Annotated in this window: 10 protein-coding genes; 5 read left to right on the top strand and 5 right to left on the bottom strand. The window is 58.4% G+C overall.

All coding sequences use genetic code 11. The features are described 5' to 3' along the window. Positions 1–208: 208 nt before the first annotated feature. The 4 genes from L1A08_RS15940 to L1A08_RS15925 form a co-directional block, all read right to left on the bottom strand. Complete coding sequence (locus L1A08_RS15940; RefSeq protein WP_238757438.1) at positions 209–547, bottom strand: hypothetical protein; 339 nt, start codon at positions 545–547, stop codon at positions 209–211. 241 nt (positions 548–788) lie between these two features. Then, the gene (locus L1A08_RS15935; protein ID WP_238757437.1) at positions 789–1,496 is read right to left on the bottom strand and encodes an ABC transporter ATP-binding protein; all 708 of its coding nucleotides are present in this window, start codon (positions 1,494–1,496) and stop codon (positions 789–791) included. 92 nt (positions 1,497–1,588) lie between these two features. Beyond that, a complete protein-coding gene (locus L1A08_RS15930; RefSeq protein WP_238757436.1) occupies positions 1,589–3,355 on the bottom strand; it encodes an efflux RND transporter periplasmic adaptor subunit in 1,767 nt (588 codons plus the stop codon). Then, complete coding sequence (locus tag L1A08_RS15925) at positions 3,327–6,278, bottom strand: TolC family protein (RefSeq protein ID WP_238757435.1); 2,952 nt, start codon at positions 6,276–6,278, stop codon at positions 3,327–3,329. Before L1A08_RS15925 ends, L1A08_RS15930 begins: the two co-directional genes overlap by 29 nt. Before the next feature lie 450 nt (positions 6,279–6,728). Here L1A08_RS15925 and L1A08_RS15920 point away from each other — a divergent pair, with 450 nt between their 5' ends. Beyond that, positions 6,729–7,652 (top strand): DnaJ C-terminal domain-containing protein, encoded by a 924-nt coding sequence (locus tag L1A08_RS15920; RefSeq protein WP_238757434.1) that lies wholly within the window; start codon positions 6,729–6,731, stop codon positions 7,650–7,652. A 429-nt stretch (positions 7,653–8,081) separates the two neighbouring features. On the opposite strand, the gene L1A08_RS15915 is transcribed toward L1A08_RS15920, so the two are convergent. Continuing rightward, the gene (locus L1A08_RS15915; protein ID WP_238757433.1) at positions 8,082–9,641 is read right to left on the bottom strand and encodes a sialate O-acetylesterase; all 1,560 of its coding nucleotides are present in this window, start codon (positions 9,639–9,641) and stop codon (positions 8,082–8,084) included. 177 nt (positions 9,642–9,818) lie between these two features. Here L1A08_RS15915 and L1A08_RS15910 point away from each other — a divergent pair, with 177 nt between their 5' ends. The 4 genes from L1A08_RS15910 (at position 9,819) to L1A08_RS15895 (ending at position 15,408) form a co-directional block, all read left to right on the top strand. Beyond that, the gene (locus L1A08_RS15910) at positions 9,819–11,186 is read left to right on the top strand and encodes a heparan-alpha-glucosaminide N-acetyltransferase domain-containing protein (protein ID WP_238757432.1); all 1,368 of its coding nucleotides are present in this window, start codon (positions 9,819–9,821) and stop codon (positions 11,184–11,186) included. A 370-nt stretch (positions 11,187–11,556) separates the two neighbouring features. After that, a complete protein-coding gene (locus L1A08_RS15905) occupies positions 11,557–12,141 on the top strand; it encodes a hypothetical protein (RefSeq protein WP_238757431.1) in 585 nt (194 codons plus the stop codon). Between the two features lie 66 nt (positions 12,142–12,207). Beyond that, complete coding sequence (locus L1A08_RS15900; RefSeq protein ID WP_238757430.1) at positions 12,208–12,459, top strand: hypothetical protein; 252 nt, start codon at positions 12,208–12,210, stop codon at positions 12,457–12,459. Positions 12,460–12,570: 111 nt separating this feature from the next. Beyond that, a complete protein-coding gene (locus tag L1A08_RS15895; protein ID WP_238757429.1) occupies positions 12,571–15,408 on the top strand; it encodes a hypothetical protein in 2,838 nt (945 codons plus the stop codon). Positions 15,409–15,652: the final 244 nt, after the last annotated feature.

Here is a 15,652-nt window from a genome sequence, read left to right as displayed (position 1 = left end):
TTCTTTCGGGGCGGCGCAGCCGTGAGAGAACGGGATTGGACGACGTGTTGGTGACGGGCTTTCTCTGAGCGGAAGACGCAGCAGGGCTGAATTCTCCCACTTCGCCAGACGGCATCCTCCGACGGCTTCGCCGCCCTGATAGCAGAGCTATCAGGGCCACCCCGCGGCTGATCGACCGCTCGAGTTTTCATACAAACAAGCTCAATTTTCAGAATTGCTCGTAGTTGTATTCGGTGTACCGACCGTTTCGCTCAAAAAACACATCGATCCAGCCTGACCGGAACTTGCTCGAATACCTCAGCACGGTCGATCCATCCACCCCCACAATGCGATGTTGAGGAGCCCCCAACAGAAGCTCAACTTCTGACAGCTCCATGCCTACGCTTAATGAGTCAAGCTTGGATTGCGAGACAGGAGGCGACAGGTAGCAGTTGGTGGTGTGAACGGCAATCACAATCAGGGCGACGGTCAATAGCCCCTTAAGTCCGAATGCGTCAACGGCTTCCCGACCAGCATCGTCATCTGACTCAGCCTCCTGCATCGGCATTGCTCACTTTCAAACGCAAGTGTCTCTAAAGGCATGTCGTAGCGTATTCGAATCCTACTGCGTCACCAAGACAGATAAACTCGCTCAGTAATTGCGAGGATGAAAGCGGACATCTTCTCTTCGAACAGATGCGGCACCAAATTCCGCTGCCACGCGGTTCGCCCACAGACAGAAATGTCTGTGCCACTGACTGAGAGTGACGCGTGTGGATTGCAGGGCCGGCTGTGAGAGCGGTTCGTACTTACGCCGTGTGGCCGGGGAAGATGCCGTGGCCGGCGATGACGCCGTCTTTCATGTAGATCTGGGTGCGGGTCTGCGAGGCGACTTCCGGTTCGTGGGTCACCATGATGATCGTGCGGCCTTCGGAATTGAGCTGTTTGAGCAGCCGCATGATTTCTTCGCCGGTGGCCGAGTCGAGGTTACCGGTTGGTTCGTCGGCCATGATGATCTGCGGATCGTTGATTAAGGCCCGGGCGATGGCGACTCGCTGCTGTTGACCTCCCGAGAGCTGAAACGGTTTGTGGTCGAGGCGATCTCCCAGTCCAACCTGCTCGGCAATGCGTGCGGCCTTGGCTTCGTCGGTCGCGTCGATGTCTTTCCCGCTGCGACGGTACTGGAACGGCAGCAGAATGTTCTCGAGCACGGTGTACTGCGGAATCAGATTGAACGACTGAAAGATGAAGCCGATCAGTTCATTGCGAATCAGCGAGAGCTCGTCATCTTCGAGAGCCGCGACGTCCTTGCCGGCCAGCAGGTAAGAGCCGGAGGTGGGACGGTCGAGAGCGCCCATCAGATTGAGCATCGTACTCTTGCCGCTCCCGGAGGAGCCCATGATTGCCAGAAAGTCGCCGTCGGGAATGTCGAGACTGACGCCGCGCAGCGCTTTGACCACGACATCGCCGAGGTGGTAGTGTTTCGTCAGGTTGACAAGACGGGCAGCGTAAGCCATGGCATTTCACGATCGATCAGCGGGGAATCAAACCGGCTCGAAAGAAAACTCTTTGCACCGCACTGGGGAATCCCGGCGGAGAGAGTCGGTGACTACTGGGGCCGGTTCGCGGCGTGGGCTTTCAGTTCTGCCGGGCTCAGAGAGCCATCTCCATCGGTGTCAGCTGAGCTGAAGGCACCCTGAAGCTGGGCGGGAGCCTCTTCCTTGCTGATCAGGCCATCTCCGTCCTTATCAAGGCGGCTGAAGAATGCCGCCGGGTCTCCGCCGGGTCCCCCCGGCTTCCTGGCCTGCGGTTTGCCCTCGCCATCCGGCTTGCGAGCCCGGGGCGATTCCTCCTGCAGGTCTTCGGCTGCTTCAGCGGCATCCTCGCCCGCGGCGAGTTTCTCGGCGGCGAGTTTGGCGGTTAGCAATTCTTCAAGTTTCGTGATGTCGTCGGAGAAGATCGTACGAGGCGACATCACAACCGAGTCACCCGGTTTGACGCCATCCAGAATCTCAATGTCGGTCTGATTCGACTTGCCGACCTTGACCTGCCGTCGCTGAATCGACTTCTGGCTGGTCATCACCCACATGTAGTAGTCTTTGCCGACCTGCACGACAGCCTGAACCGGAACCTGCAGGACATCTTCGCGGTCTTCCACAACCACTTCGAACTCAGCCGAGAGACCGGGACGCAGCATGCGCACCCGCTCCGGAGGGTCGGTCAGATTAATGGCGACCTGGTATTCCTTGATGTCGTAGTTGGGGAAGGAGCCGGACAGGGGCACGGAAGAAATCATCGCGACCACGCCGTGATAAACCTCGCCGGGCTGTGCATCGGCTCGAATAATAACCGGCTGTCCGAGGTCGAGCTGACTGATCATCGACTCGTGGATTCGGGCATCGATTTTCATCTTGCTGAGATCCGGAATCTTCACGATCGCCTGACGTTCACGAACGGTGGCACCTTCGATGATATCCGGCTCTCCAGAGCCACCACGGCGGCCGCTGCTGGAGTTCGCGTAGACGATCTGACCATCCTGCGGAGCTCGCAGGGTGCAGAGCTGAATGTGCTTGAGCCAGTCGTTGTACTTCTGCTTCTCGACTTCGAGAGTCAGCTTGCTCGATTCAAACTCGGCATTCGCCTTGGCCAGTGCGGCAGCGGACTGACGTTCCACGCGATCGAGTTCGCGGACCAGTTCCTTGGCGTTGGCTTCGAGCTCGCGAATCGTGCGGGGTGCGGTGAACTTGTCGAGCACACGCATGTTCTCTTCTTCGACCCGCAACTGGATCTCGGCCTGCGTCATGGCGATTCGCTGGGCTTCGAGTTCCGAGGGGCTGCGATAACCCTTCTTGGCCATCCGCTTGGTGAATGCGTAGGCTTCTTCCTTACGGGCGAGTTCTTCCTGCTTCAGACGGATCTGTCCCAGAATCTGGTCACGCTGCTGAGGAAGCTCCCCTTCCATGAACTTGTTGTAGTCGAGCTCGGCCAGTTCGAGGGAGAGCTGAGCGAAAGCGATATCGCTCGCGTTCTGCGTCTTCTGGATTTCGAGATTCTCGCGAGCAGCCGAAAAACTGGCTTCGGCCTTGGTCACGTCGATCTCAGCCTGGCGGGCTTTTTCTTCGAGCGACGACGAATCGAGTTCGCAGACAATATCGCCCTTCTTGACCGCGGCCCCTTCCGGCACGATCGAGATGATCGTGGTCGAGCCGGGCACTTCGCAGGTCAGCGTGGCATTGTTTTGACTGTCCAGGAAGCCGCGTTCATTGATCGTGATCCGGAAGCGACCTTTGTTGGCCTGCTTCATGATCAGATTGGAAGGCAGCTTTTTACTCGAGGAGAACCAGGAGCTAATCCACTTCGTCACCGATCGGGACAAGGTCGAGTCGCTCGACTCGTCCGGGTCCTGCTCCATCTCCGATGCGGCGATAGAATTCGGGTCCGCTGACGGCTCGGCGTTGAACATCGCGTTGGCCAGGATCGTTCCCAGCCCCACCACCAGAGCTCCCACGCAGAGGGTCAACCAGAGCCGGCGCTTCGGTTTCGGCCGGGGCTGGGGGGACGGGGAGGAGTACGAAGTCGTCGCGGAGTCCAGGTTGGTTGACGGACTCTGCGTTGTCGTATTCATTTGTTCCGGGGCGGACGTTGCCATGATCGTTCGGTCCTGGAGGAAGGAGAGTGATATCGAGATCACTCGTAGTCTTGGAAGGTGGGCAAACTTCAGGAAACGCGATTCCCGTAGACTGGGTTTCGTACATTGCCTGATAGTAAGGGTCGATCCACATGCCGAACTCGTCGATTTCCATGATCCCCATATCGCGGTGGATCTCGAGACGAGTCTGCTCGTAGCCCGACCAGATTTGCACCAGCCGGTCCTGTGAATCCAGGATTCTGTCGAGAGCATCGACGAGGTTTCGCCCGCTCACGCCAGAACGGTTCGAAGCCTCAGGATCTGCAGATGCCTCCACAGCCTGGTCGTATTGTAACACATTGATACGAAGAGATTGACGGGCAGTTTCCAGATTTTGTTCCAAAACGGCCAAATTTCGCCACGCAGTGCGGACCTGGAATTTGATCGTATCTTCAAATTCCATGTAATCCCGGCGCTCTCTCTGGTAATTAACCTGCGCCGCCCGGTAAATGTTTCGCTCATTTATCTGATCAAGGGGTGCGGTGAACTGAACTCCGACCCGGTGGCTACTGCTCCGACCGCTGAAATCGAACGGATTTCCCGATCCCGGTTCGGTTCGAATGTCCCCCGCGACCACCACATCGAGGTTTGCTTTCAGGGCATTGGCGGCGACATCGACCTGACGGCGGGCATCCATCACGAGCCCCTCCTGATTCATTAAATCAAGGCGATTTTCGAGCGCCAGCCCGATCGAATCGTTCAGATCGAGCTCGTATCGGTTCACATTGATCAGCTCCGAACGCATGCCGACCTGGGCGACGATCAGCCCCTGGGCACGCTGGAGGAGATCCTGATGCAGATCGGTCAGTTCGACGATCGCGGCTTTCGTCGATTCTTCGTCCGACTCTCCCTGATCGAGGTATTTTCTGATCCGCGCAAAGCCGTTGCCGAGGTTGCGTAGCTCGAGTTCGAGCGTTTCGAGCTGATTCCGGTCCCGCTCCACGGTGGCGATCACCTGGTCGCGAACCTCCTGTTCGGGCACACCTTCCAGTCGACTGTCGAGATTCTCTGCGACACTTCGAGAATCGACTTCAACCAGGCCGATCCCTTCGGTCATGATGCGATCGTAGAGCGCCTGAACATGCTGTAGAGCGGCTCGAGCCTGAGCGACGTCGGGATTCTCGGTGTCGAGGGCACCGACTACGAGAATGGCCGATTCGGTTTCGTCCCGAAGCTCTTCCATCAGCGGGTCAATCAGTTCGAACTGCTTCAGAGCCGAGTCGTCGATTGTCATTTCCATATCGGGCGGCAGCCCCAGCTGGATCTTGAACTGGTCGAGACTGTCCTGGTACCGCCGTTGGGATGTCTGCAGGTTGATGATGGCCGAGGCCAGACGCGATTCGAGCTGCAGCACGTCGAGCGGCGTCGTGTTACTTGTGAGCAGGGAGATCAGTTCGCGGGCAGCCGCCTGATACTGCGGATCATTACTGATCGCGAGCAACTCCGCCGCGTTTTCCATGCTCATGTTGCGGTACCAGATCAGCTCTCTGCGTTCGGCGTCGTAGGCCACTTTTTCTCTCAGGGATTCGGGAATCGACGCACCGGGCGGGAACACTTCCAGCGTGGCAGGAGTCGCCCCCGGCGGCTCCTTGGCCAGAGCACTCAGTTCCACGACCTGGCGCTCCAGCTGTTCGATGTTGTACTCCTGGTTGCGGATTCCCTGCAGCTGCTGAAGCAGATTCAGGTAGGAGCTGACAACATCGGTAAACAGTTCCTTGCGAAAGCGGGCGAGATCGCGAACTGCGTACAGAACATCACGTTCGGTCTGCGTGAGACCTTCCAGCGCGATTTTCCGGCCGGCATTGAACAGCAGGGGCTGCACAAGTCGGTAGGAAAAGACACTCGCGGTATCGGTTCCGGCGTTGGGTCCGGAGAAGAGCCAGAGCGTGTTATTGGCCAGTTCCATGGCCCACTGTCCGCCGGTCGGCAGCACCTGACTGACGCCGAAGTTGGTATTCAACCGCAGCGAGTCCTGCACTCCGGGAACGTTTTCGTAGGTGAGATCCGCTCCGGGTTCCCCGCCACCGATGCCCAGATAGCGGACCTGAAAGCGAAACCGCTCGAGTGTCAGCGCGAGAGCGGTGAAGTACGTTTCTTCGAGCTGAAACTGATAGTCGCGGTTGTGGAGATAGGTCAGCTCGATGGCGTCGAGAATTGTCAGATCGCGGATCGCGGGCACCGGGCAGATATACTCTCCGGATGCTTCGTCGATCATTTCCGGCGAGTGCTCGAAGTGTGCGAGCCAGATCGGATTTTCCACACTCATCGCCCGGCCGTAACGGTGCCAGCTGTGGTAGCCGGGAATGCCGTCAGGACAGTCCATGTCGGCAGCGGCGGCCGGATCATCGGGCGGCATTGGTTCTTTATCCGGGTTATACGGATCGTAGAACCGGCTGCGCGGGTCGGGAGTGAGATTGGTCCGCGGCGCGACCCAGCGCGGGTCGGACTGCTTTTCCTGCAGAATGTTGTACGTATCCTTATCGGCCTGTTTCCGCCAGAAACTCTGGGAACACCCGGAGACCATGGCCAGCAGACAGAGAGAAGCCGTCAGACAACTGACTGCCAGCCTCCGGGATCCGTCCTGTCGTCCTTCAATCTGCGTCTGATCCATCAGACAACCGCCTGTCCTCAATCGACGCTGAATGTCGCTTCCGAGCCTCACAAGCAGGCCCGAGTCAACATCCCCCGCCGTGTCGAAAATTGTGAAGCCGCACATCGCGGACTTTCCATGGGAACTACGGGCGCGGACAGGCCGCGCGTTCCCCCGCTTCCATCTTCGACATTCGGAGAATCACTACATCAGGAGGATCTCATACATCCGGAAGAGCTTGACTATTCCTCTCAGATTAACACGCGAGTTCACGGAGCATTTCCGGCATCCGGACGCCCGCCGGGAGCGTCTCGTTGGTCGCCGGAGACAATGTGGCTCGTCAATGACTCTTTCGCTCAGATTGAGGGGCGATACAATTCAGCTGAGCAGGACGGCTTCGCGAAATTCGCCCCTGCCACACAACAATCGCATGAATCTTCAGCCTTCAGTGAGAGCAGCTTTAGCGTCACCATGGCCAGCCAAGACTATTACAAGACACTCGGGGTCGAACGGGGAGCCTCCGAAGAGGAAATCAAGAAGGCGTATCGCCGTTTGGCGCGGGAATACCATCCCGATCGTCGGCCCGATGACAAGAACGCAGCCGAGAAGTTCAAGGAGATCCAGACCGCTTACGATATTCTCGGCGATAAGGAAAAGCGGCAAAAGTACGACACGTACGGCTCCGCCTTCGAGAACATGGGGGGCGGCTACTCGCGGCACGCCGGTGCCGGTCCGATCGATATCGAGCAGATTTTTGGTGGTCGCGGCGGTGGATTCGACTTCAGCGACCTGTTCGGTGGTGGCTTCGGTGGAGGTGGCGGCGATCCCCGGGCCGCTCGCCCCCGCAAAGGTCGGGATGTTCAATCGCAGGTCACGATTCCGTTCCATCTGGCCGCTCAGGGAGGCAAATACGACCTGGGGCTTAACCGGGGTGGACGAGTCGAGCATCTCGAAGTCAAGATTCCTCCGGGAATTCACGATGGAGCCACAATTCGACTCGCCGGACAGGGGGAACCGTCTGTTTCGGGCGGCCCGGCGGGCGACCTGCTCGTGCGTGTTCATGTGGCCGAGCACCCCTACTTCCGTCGAGAAGGAGCGAATGTCACGTTGGACGTTCCCGTCAGCGTGAGCGAAGCGGTACTCGGTGCCAAGATCGACGTTCCCACGCTCAGCGATGGCGAAGTGACGGTCACCATTCCGCCCGGCACCTCGAGCGGAGCCAAGCTGCGACTGAAAGGCAAAGGCATCCTGGACAATAAAACGAAAGTCCGCGGCGATCAGATGATCGTGGTGAAAATCGTCGTCCCGAAAACGGTCTCGGACGAAGCCCGTCAGCATATCGAACAGTTTTCCGAACTGACTCCCCAGACGCCGCGAGCGGGTCTCTGGAGTTGACCGCCCTGTTCGGCAGGTGTCCCTCACTGACGTTTCGGGTTGGGAGATCCTGCTTGCCAAGGGTGGCCCGTCCGTTGATTCCAGAGTTGCAGGCTGGATTGCCGACGGGCGTAGCCCGCACAATGCGTCCCCGCTGCCCGGATGCGGGTTCTCTGGTCTTCGTTTGTGGGGAATAACAGCGTCGAAGACAGGCATGCCCACGCGAGCGTGGGCATGGCACCCGACATCGTACTTTGTGCGGTGTTACGGTGTGGGTCCCTCACAGTTGTGGGTTCTGGTCCCTCACTGACGTTTCGGGTTATGGCGCGAACACTTTTGACTTCGTCACCCTTGTACGTGGCCCAGCCGGTGGAACGACTCTCCGCGCAAAACGAAACCGCCGGCCCGAAGGCCGGCGGCGGGTCCTGCGTATGACTCGTTTGGGCTCGGTTATTTCTTAACCTGAGCGGTGATGCCTTCCCAGTCGTCGGTGCGGAACGGCGTCAGCGGCTGGCCGAGCGTGTTCTGCACGTTGCAGACCGGGTTGTCGGCCCAGGCGTAGCGGACGGCGACCGGCTTCTGGACATTGCTGCTCCAGACTTCGATCTTGTTGCCGGACACGACCTTAGCCTCAGCTGGCACAAAGACACGGTCTTCGCCAGCAATGGTGAAGCCAATCGGCTCTCGCACGTCGAAGGTATCGAGCTGAGTGCCGACATTGGTGAAGGTGACCGTTACCTTGCCGTCGTTAATCTCATGCGACTCGTAGCGCGGGCTGCCGGCGACGATGTCGTAATCGTAATCGTGCTTCAGAGCCAGACGGGCCAGGCGCTTCGCGACATCCTGTTTGTTGCGGGGGTGAATGTCATCCGCTTCGCCCAGGTCGGTGATGATCGCCTCGCCAGTGTTCGGGAGAGCGAGTGTCATTGTCTGAGCTTCGCGCAGTTCCGCCCAGGAGCTGTCGGTCGGGCTTTCTGTTTCGCGACGGTAATCGGCCAGAGAGACCCAGTAGAACGAGAAGTCGCCCTGATTCCAGACGTTCCGCCAGTGCTCGATCATCAGCGGGAACAGATCGCGGTACTGATAGGCGCGACCCGCGTTGGATTCTCCCTGATACCAGATTGCTCCCTTGATGCCATAGCCCACGATGGGATGCAGGCAACCGCCGTAGAGGTTTCCCGGGCGATGATTGCCAGCCAGCGGATCGCGGGGACTGCGAGGACGGCTGGGCGGAGACTTGCCATCCGCTTTGGCCTTCTTCGCCGCTTCTTCCCATTTGTTGAGAGATTCCTGGAAGCGAGCCATGGTTGCTTCGTGATCGTAATTCTCTTCCGTCTGCTTCCACTGGGCGAGCAGATCCGAGAACCGTTCGTCCTTCTCGATCACATCGCGACGGATCCAGGCTTCTGCAGCCGAACCGCCCCAGGCGTTGTCGATCAGGCCGATCGGCACGTCGAGAGTCTGATGCAGCTGACGTCCGAAGAAGTAGCCGACGGCCGAGAAGTCCTTCACCGTATCCGGCGAGCAGACCACCCAGGATCCATCAAAGTTCTTTTCTGACTCCTGCGATGCCCGATTCGGTACGGACAGCAGACGAATCTGCGGATAATTGGCGGTGAGCTGTTCGAGGTCCGGATCGTTGGCGCTACCGACGTTCCAGGCCATGTTGGACTGTCCGGAACAGACCCAGACTTCGCCAACAAGCACATCCTTAATCTCTTCTTCACTCGACCCGGCCACCTTCAGTGTGTGGGGTCCGCCGGCGGAAAGAGCATCGAGCTTCACTTCCCAGCGACCATCCTTCCCGGCTTTGGCCGAGTGAGACTGGCCGGCGATCGAAACCTGAACTTCGGTTCCCGGTTCATCCCAACCCCAGACCGGATTCTCCTGATTCCGCTGAAGCACCATGTGGTCGGTGAAAACGTTGGGCAGTTCGACGTCGGCGCGTGACATCGACGGAATCGCCAGGGACAATAGGCAGAGTCCGACGAACGTGTAAAGTCGCCTCATGTAGAGATCTCCTGATGTAGTAAGAGAGTTGTGAGCGTCTGTGGAGGATGGAACGTCGAGCGATCAGTTCCTAATTTCTCGCACCGGGCGGAGCACCGCGTCCCGGTATTACCTGTTTAATGTACCGGACCGCCCTTCTGCAACGCATCCACAGATTTTTATTTACCTGGAAGTCCGATGTCAGAGCCAGAAACCTACCGTCTCGCCGGTCGCAACCCAATGACCGAAGCCGAAGAGATCGCGCCGGCGCTGCAGCGACGTTCCACGCGACGGGACGCCTCCGCCGATCAGGCAGACGTCTTTCCGGCTTCCCCCATGCTGGACCTGAAACACTGGCAGGCGCTCGATCTCTACCGCGGAATATTGCTGCTCGCCATTGTTATCGGCCTGGCTTTTCTGGCGAGCATCGAACGGGCTCTTGATCAGGGCGTGACGGCCAAAGAGATTGAGGCCAATCTGCCCGGTTACGCGAGAATGATATTCAACATCCAGCCGTCCGAATGGCGAAGCCTCTACGGAAGTGGAGTCATCCGTGTTCGCGACTTCCTGCTGAGCGGGTTCCTGTTTGCTGCGGGGATTTCACAGTTCTGCTGGCGAAAACGACGGGCCCGCATGGAATGGAAGGCGATCTCAATGTTCGCTCGCGTCCTCTGGCGAACTCTGGTCCTCGTGGCGATGGGCATCTTTCTGCAATCGATCGGGTCGACGTCGACCCGCTGGGTCTTCACCGATCCGCTGTCGCTGATCGGCCTGGCCGGACTGGCCACGTTCCTGCTCGCACGCGGGCCCGTCTGGTGGCAGTTGTTGATCATGGTCGGGCTGCTATTCGGGCAATACGCGTGGTTCGAATTCTCCGCTCCCGTTCAGTATCCGCCTGAATTGCAACCGGCCCTGGTCGACGAGGACGCGGCTCCTGATTTGCGAGAGGATCGCTGGGCGTTCCAACGAAATATTGCCGACCGGTGGGATCGAGGACTGCTCTCGCAATTCCCCGGTCAGCCCGACGTCCGTTATCGAGAAGCAGGACGGACCACGTTCAATATGATTCCCGCCACGGTGTTGATGATGATCGGCAGCCTCTGCGGCTGGCTGCTGTTCCTCCCCAATTTCAAGCCTCTCACACGAACCGTCTGTTTCGCGATCGCAGGCGGAGGGCTCGTCCTGGCGGGGGTGGGAGCCGATCAGTGGATCTGCCCCGCAATTGAACGACTTCTCAGCCCGTCCTGGATTCTGATCGCCGGCGGATACAGTCTGATTCTGTTCGCCGCCTGTCATTTGCTTTGCGACGTGCTGCCGGCGGGCGGTCTGTTCTATCCCATTCGCGCAGTCGGCCGCAATTCACTGGTTATGTTCCTCGCGGCTCTACTGGCCACCAACTGGGTGGGCGCCGAACTGATGAAGCACGCTGGATCGATCGTCGAACTGGCCACGAACGGTCGCTGGACGGTGGCCCAGGGACCACTCGCGTGGATGGCCTGTTCCCTGCTGGCGGCTCTCTGCCTGGCCTGGCTGCTGGACGCCCGGCGGTGCCTGATTCGCGTCTGAACGACTGTCCGCAGTCCCTCGCAAGGGCAGTGGGGAGAGTTCGCCATGGAAATCGAGGCTGATTTCCGTATTGTGGAAGAGTCGGGAGTCGTCGGAGTCGCGTCGGTGAAATGCCTGAGGTTCAAGGGCCTCCGAGCGACTCAATTCGCACGACCGTCAAATCAGGAATCTGTTATCAGACCTCGATCGAAGTTGGCAGAATTCGATTTTCATTGGTTAGACCGCCGGTTTATTCTCAGAGTCCGGTTTCATGTCGTATCCCCGTCCCTGGGTCGCTGATGGCTCAAACGAGGACGGCATCCAGGAAGATCGCTCCCTCAGAGATTTCGACCGCGGATCAGACTCATTCGCGCACCAGGAGTATCAGCAGATGAATTACACTCAGGACGTCACTCCGAAGTCGGCGGAGATGCTGCGAATGCGGATGCAGGAACTCGCCGACACGATGTCGCGGACGTCAGAGTCCCTGAAACGCGGAGAGTCGGTCGAGTTGCAGTTCGTCGCCGATGAGATTCGAGCTGTCCAGGAACTGATGGACTCGATGTCCTCCCGATTGAAAGAACATCCGCTGCTCGCCCCGGCTGAACACGATGCCGGTCGTATTGAAGATATTGTCGACGCCTGTCAGCAGATCGAAGTTCGTCAGCAGGCAATCGATCGCCTGAAACGACTGCAACTGGTCAAGTCGTTCGATGAGAATGATCGTGAAGCCTTTCAGGCGATGTCGAACCGCGTGAATGAATACATGGACAAGCTGACCAACGGAAGCGGCGAAGAACGCCGCGCCACTGTTGATCAGGTGAACGCCGCCGAGTCTCCGTTTCGTGCCGTCTTCGAGATGGTGAACCGTCCTGAAGAACTCTCGGATGATCGCTGGATCGAGAATCAGCGACTGATCTCCGAAGCATTCGGACGCAGCGTGGCCCTCGCGGTGCTTCGCGGACGTGCTCGTTAATTGGCCGAGAAACAATTGAGAAGTCAACGGCGAAATGTCGTGACTTGGTTTGAAGGAGAATGATAAATGAGCAGTGCGAGATACAAAACTCTGCTGTCCTATCTGCCGGGGATGGCTTCGGTCGTGAATTCGTTTCAGTCCGAACAGGTGCAGATCGCGGTCTTCGACCGGTTGATGTCGGCTTTGGAAGAGAGAGCCGAGTTCAACGAAACTTCCGCAGCCCCACAGTCGAAACCGGCCGCGAAGAGTTCCGAAGATGTCGCTCATGAACTGCTTGAGGGAGAGAGCATTCACACGGCTATCGATTCCGACCTGTAGTGACGCAGCGGCTGGACCGTCAGCCATTATCGAATCCACGTCATCAGGAACCCAGAGGCAGCCATTCCGGAGGCATCGCAGTCGGAACGTATCGAACCAGATCGAGGGGTCATGAAAACTGAGTTAGCGGAACATCTGGATCGCCTGCAGTCAACTGCCGAGACTCTCGCGCAGCAGCTGCAGTCTCAGGCTGAAACTCTTCGGCAGGATCGGCTCGACGGCTGCAACGAACTTCAGTCCGCCATCACGTCTTTTCTGACGCAGGAGCAGACAGTTCGGACGTCTCTCATGGACGGATTTCAGTCCGCCGGACTTCCCACCGACGCGGTTTCCTCCGCCAACTGGCTCGAACTCCGTCCCTTCGCCGACACCTTGAACACGCTCCGCTCAGCCCGCAGTCGACTGGCGGAGGTCCGGGTCGAATTCGAAGACTATCAAGACCGGGGAGACGATGCCGAGTCGCTTGATCAGGAACTGTCGCGTCTCGAAACGGAACTGACGGAACCCTCCCTTCCCCTGTCCGACGAGATCGTTCAATTCGCCGCGGGGACACATCCCCTTTTCGATCGGATCGAACTGTTAAAATCGCAGCCGGCGTCTGACTCAACAGTTGTGGAATCTCAACCGGAGCTCCCGGCCGAGGAAATGCCAGCGATCCGCGACCGCTACAGCGATGCCGAGAATGCCTTCAAAGCACTTTTCGACTTCGGTGAAGCTCCCCTCGTGCCGCGGGCTTCCGAACCTGAGTCCGTTGTCGTGGAGAACGAGACCACGGCATCGATCGAGCCGGCTGCCGTTTCGGAGGAAAGCTCCGCTCTGATCGACGATGAAGAGAGCGATTTCATCTTCGACGACATCGACTCGGGCGGCAAAGAAAAGAAGATCCTGACCGCTCACGACCTTGAGAATGGCTTCGCCCAGCTGGAGCAGTCGTCGGAAACTGCGACAGAGGCCGACGAAGAAGAAACTGACGCCGCGCAGGAGAACGACGTTGAAGACTCCCTGATCTTTGGCGATTTCGACGACCGAGTTCCTCACACCCGGGACAAGAGCGACGATGTGATTCGTGGCGCGCTTTCGGCCAGCGTTCAGGAGGAGTTGAGATACTCCTCAGAGCCAGCCGAGCCCGCCCCTCCGCCGCCGTTGCTCGAACTGGAATCGATGGAACTCGATTTCTCCCAAGTGACTGAACATGCGGAACGGGCCGCTGCAGCTCAGAACCGATTTGATCGCGTTTCCTATCTCAGTCGCCTCACGTGGGAACTGATCACGCTGGGCGAATATGCCTGGGCGTATCAGGTTTCGAACTGTCTGTACGGAAATGTCGACAAGGATCTCTCGATCCCGGCTCCACCGCCGTGGTTGATCGCGATACTCGTTATGGGGGACCGGGTGCGACTGTCCTCAGGTCGAATCGCACGGGAGTTCGATTTTCTGACCGATGCTCACCGGAAAGAGGCTCAGGAACTGGTGCGGAATGCTTCGTCGCCGGAAGCATTCCTGCTGAGAGCGGCTCTCATTCGGGGAGCCGTCACAACAGGTTCCCGAGCCGCGACCGACCTGCTCCGCAGTTTCACGATCGAATCCTCGCAAACGCACTTCTACAATTACTGCAGTCGAGTCGCCTCGTTTGCTTCACGCTCCAATGGACTTCGGCTCGATCAGTATTTCTATCGTCCCGGAGCCGCTTCGATCGAATCGAATGCCCGGGCGATTCGGGCCCAGGTGGTCGCCTGGAAACCGCGGGCCTTCGAAGAGATCCTGCCGTATCACATCAGTACGCCGCTGTTCTCGCGGGCATTCTGGAGCGTGCATGCTCCAACAACCGTGCGGCAGCCGAAAGCGATCGATGAATGGCGGGCTCGTCAGATTCTTCAGGCACATATCTCACGGCTGCTTAAATCAATCATCGAGAATAAACTGCATCAAAGCGGTGTTGTGGAATCGGAGATTCGGCGGCTTTCTCACAGTGTGCTCCTTATCGATGGTAATACCCGGGTCGTGCTCTCGGAACAGGAAACGCTCACCGTCGACGGCCGGGAACTTTACAATCATGTGCAGGAAGCGATCGAGTTCGCGTCGCACTGGCTGGTCCTGGCCGCTTCGTATCCGGGGATCGAAAGCGTACTCGTGCCTCAGGAAGTCAACGAGCTCCGGGATGAAATCGAGCGGCGGCAGAACTCGGTCTTCATGGAGATGCAGCAGCTCGACAAGATGCATGGACACCATGCTCACCGGTCCGCGCTCACGGCATGTCGACGGAGCATGGATCGGATCAGCCAGCTGTTTCATCCGACCGAAGAACCGCGAATCGCCGAGCAGGATCCGCAATGTCTGCTCAACGGTGTCCTGCTCAAAATCCCCGGCATCACGCTGGAAGAAGACTGGCGCTGTAAGCTGACGCCGTCCACACTGGAGCAGCAGATTTTGCTCGTGCTTCAGCAGGGACAGGTGACCTGGGAAGACGCCTTCGAACAACAGATCGAAGCCGGCTCTTATCGTTCGGCCCGTATGCTCCTCAAGCTCGATGCCTGGACGCCCGAGAAAAAACAGCGAATGATCGATCAACTCGAAGAACGACGTCGCGATAATGCCGAGTCACTGCGCTCGCTGGCTCAGCAACTGAAGAAGAAGATCGCCGAGACGCGGAAGCTGGATGTCATTACGACTCTGGAAGCCGGGCGGTTGACGCGACAGGTGGAAACGCTTGAGGAGAAGATTCCCAACGAGTACCAGCTCGATCATCTCCGCAGCGATTTGAACCAGCTCTGGCAATTGATGGAGAACCGACGCGGGTTGGAGTTGCGGAAGATGCGCGACAAGATGTCTCAGCTCGAACGCAAGGAACTCGGTCTGGTCGAGACCGAAGACGATCCAGATTCCACGCGACGCGAAGGGCCAGCCAAAGACGGCGATGACGATCAGGCAGACTGGGCTCTTGACGTGTGACGCCGCCAGTTGGACACTCCCGGCAGGCTGAGAAGAGCTGGAAGCTCAGAATACATTTGCGCGGGCAGATGAGCGATTATTTCCTTGTGTCTCCCCAGCCCGTTCTTCACAATGGACCGCAGGATAATCGGAGGGTGACTTTCAAAGGGCCTTCAAAGCCGCCTCCGATGCGCTGATGTTTCACCCCGACTGCAGCCGGGTCAGAATCAGCGATCAGATCAGCCGCACGTGCGACTGGGGATGG

Origin of the sequence: Rubinisphaera margarita, assembly GCF_022267515.1 — a bacterium.
Taxonomy (GTDB): Bacteria; Planctomycetota; Planctomycetia; order Planctomycetales; family Planctomycetaceae; genus Rubinisphaera; species Rubinisphaera margarita.
The sequence above is the reverse complement of the archived record's forward strand: the minus strand, read 5'-3'. Positions and strand labels throughout refer to the sequence as shown.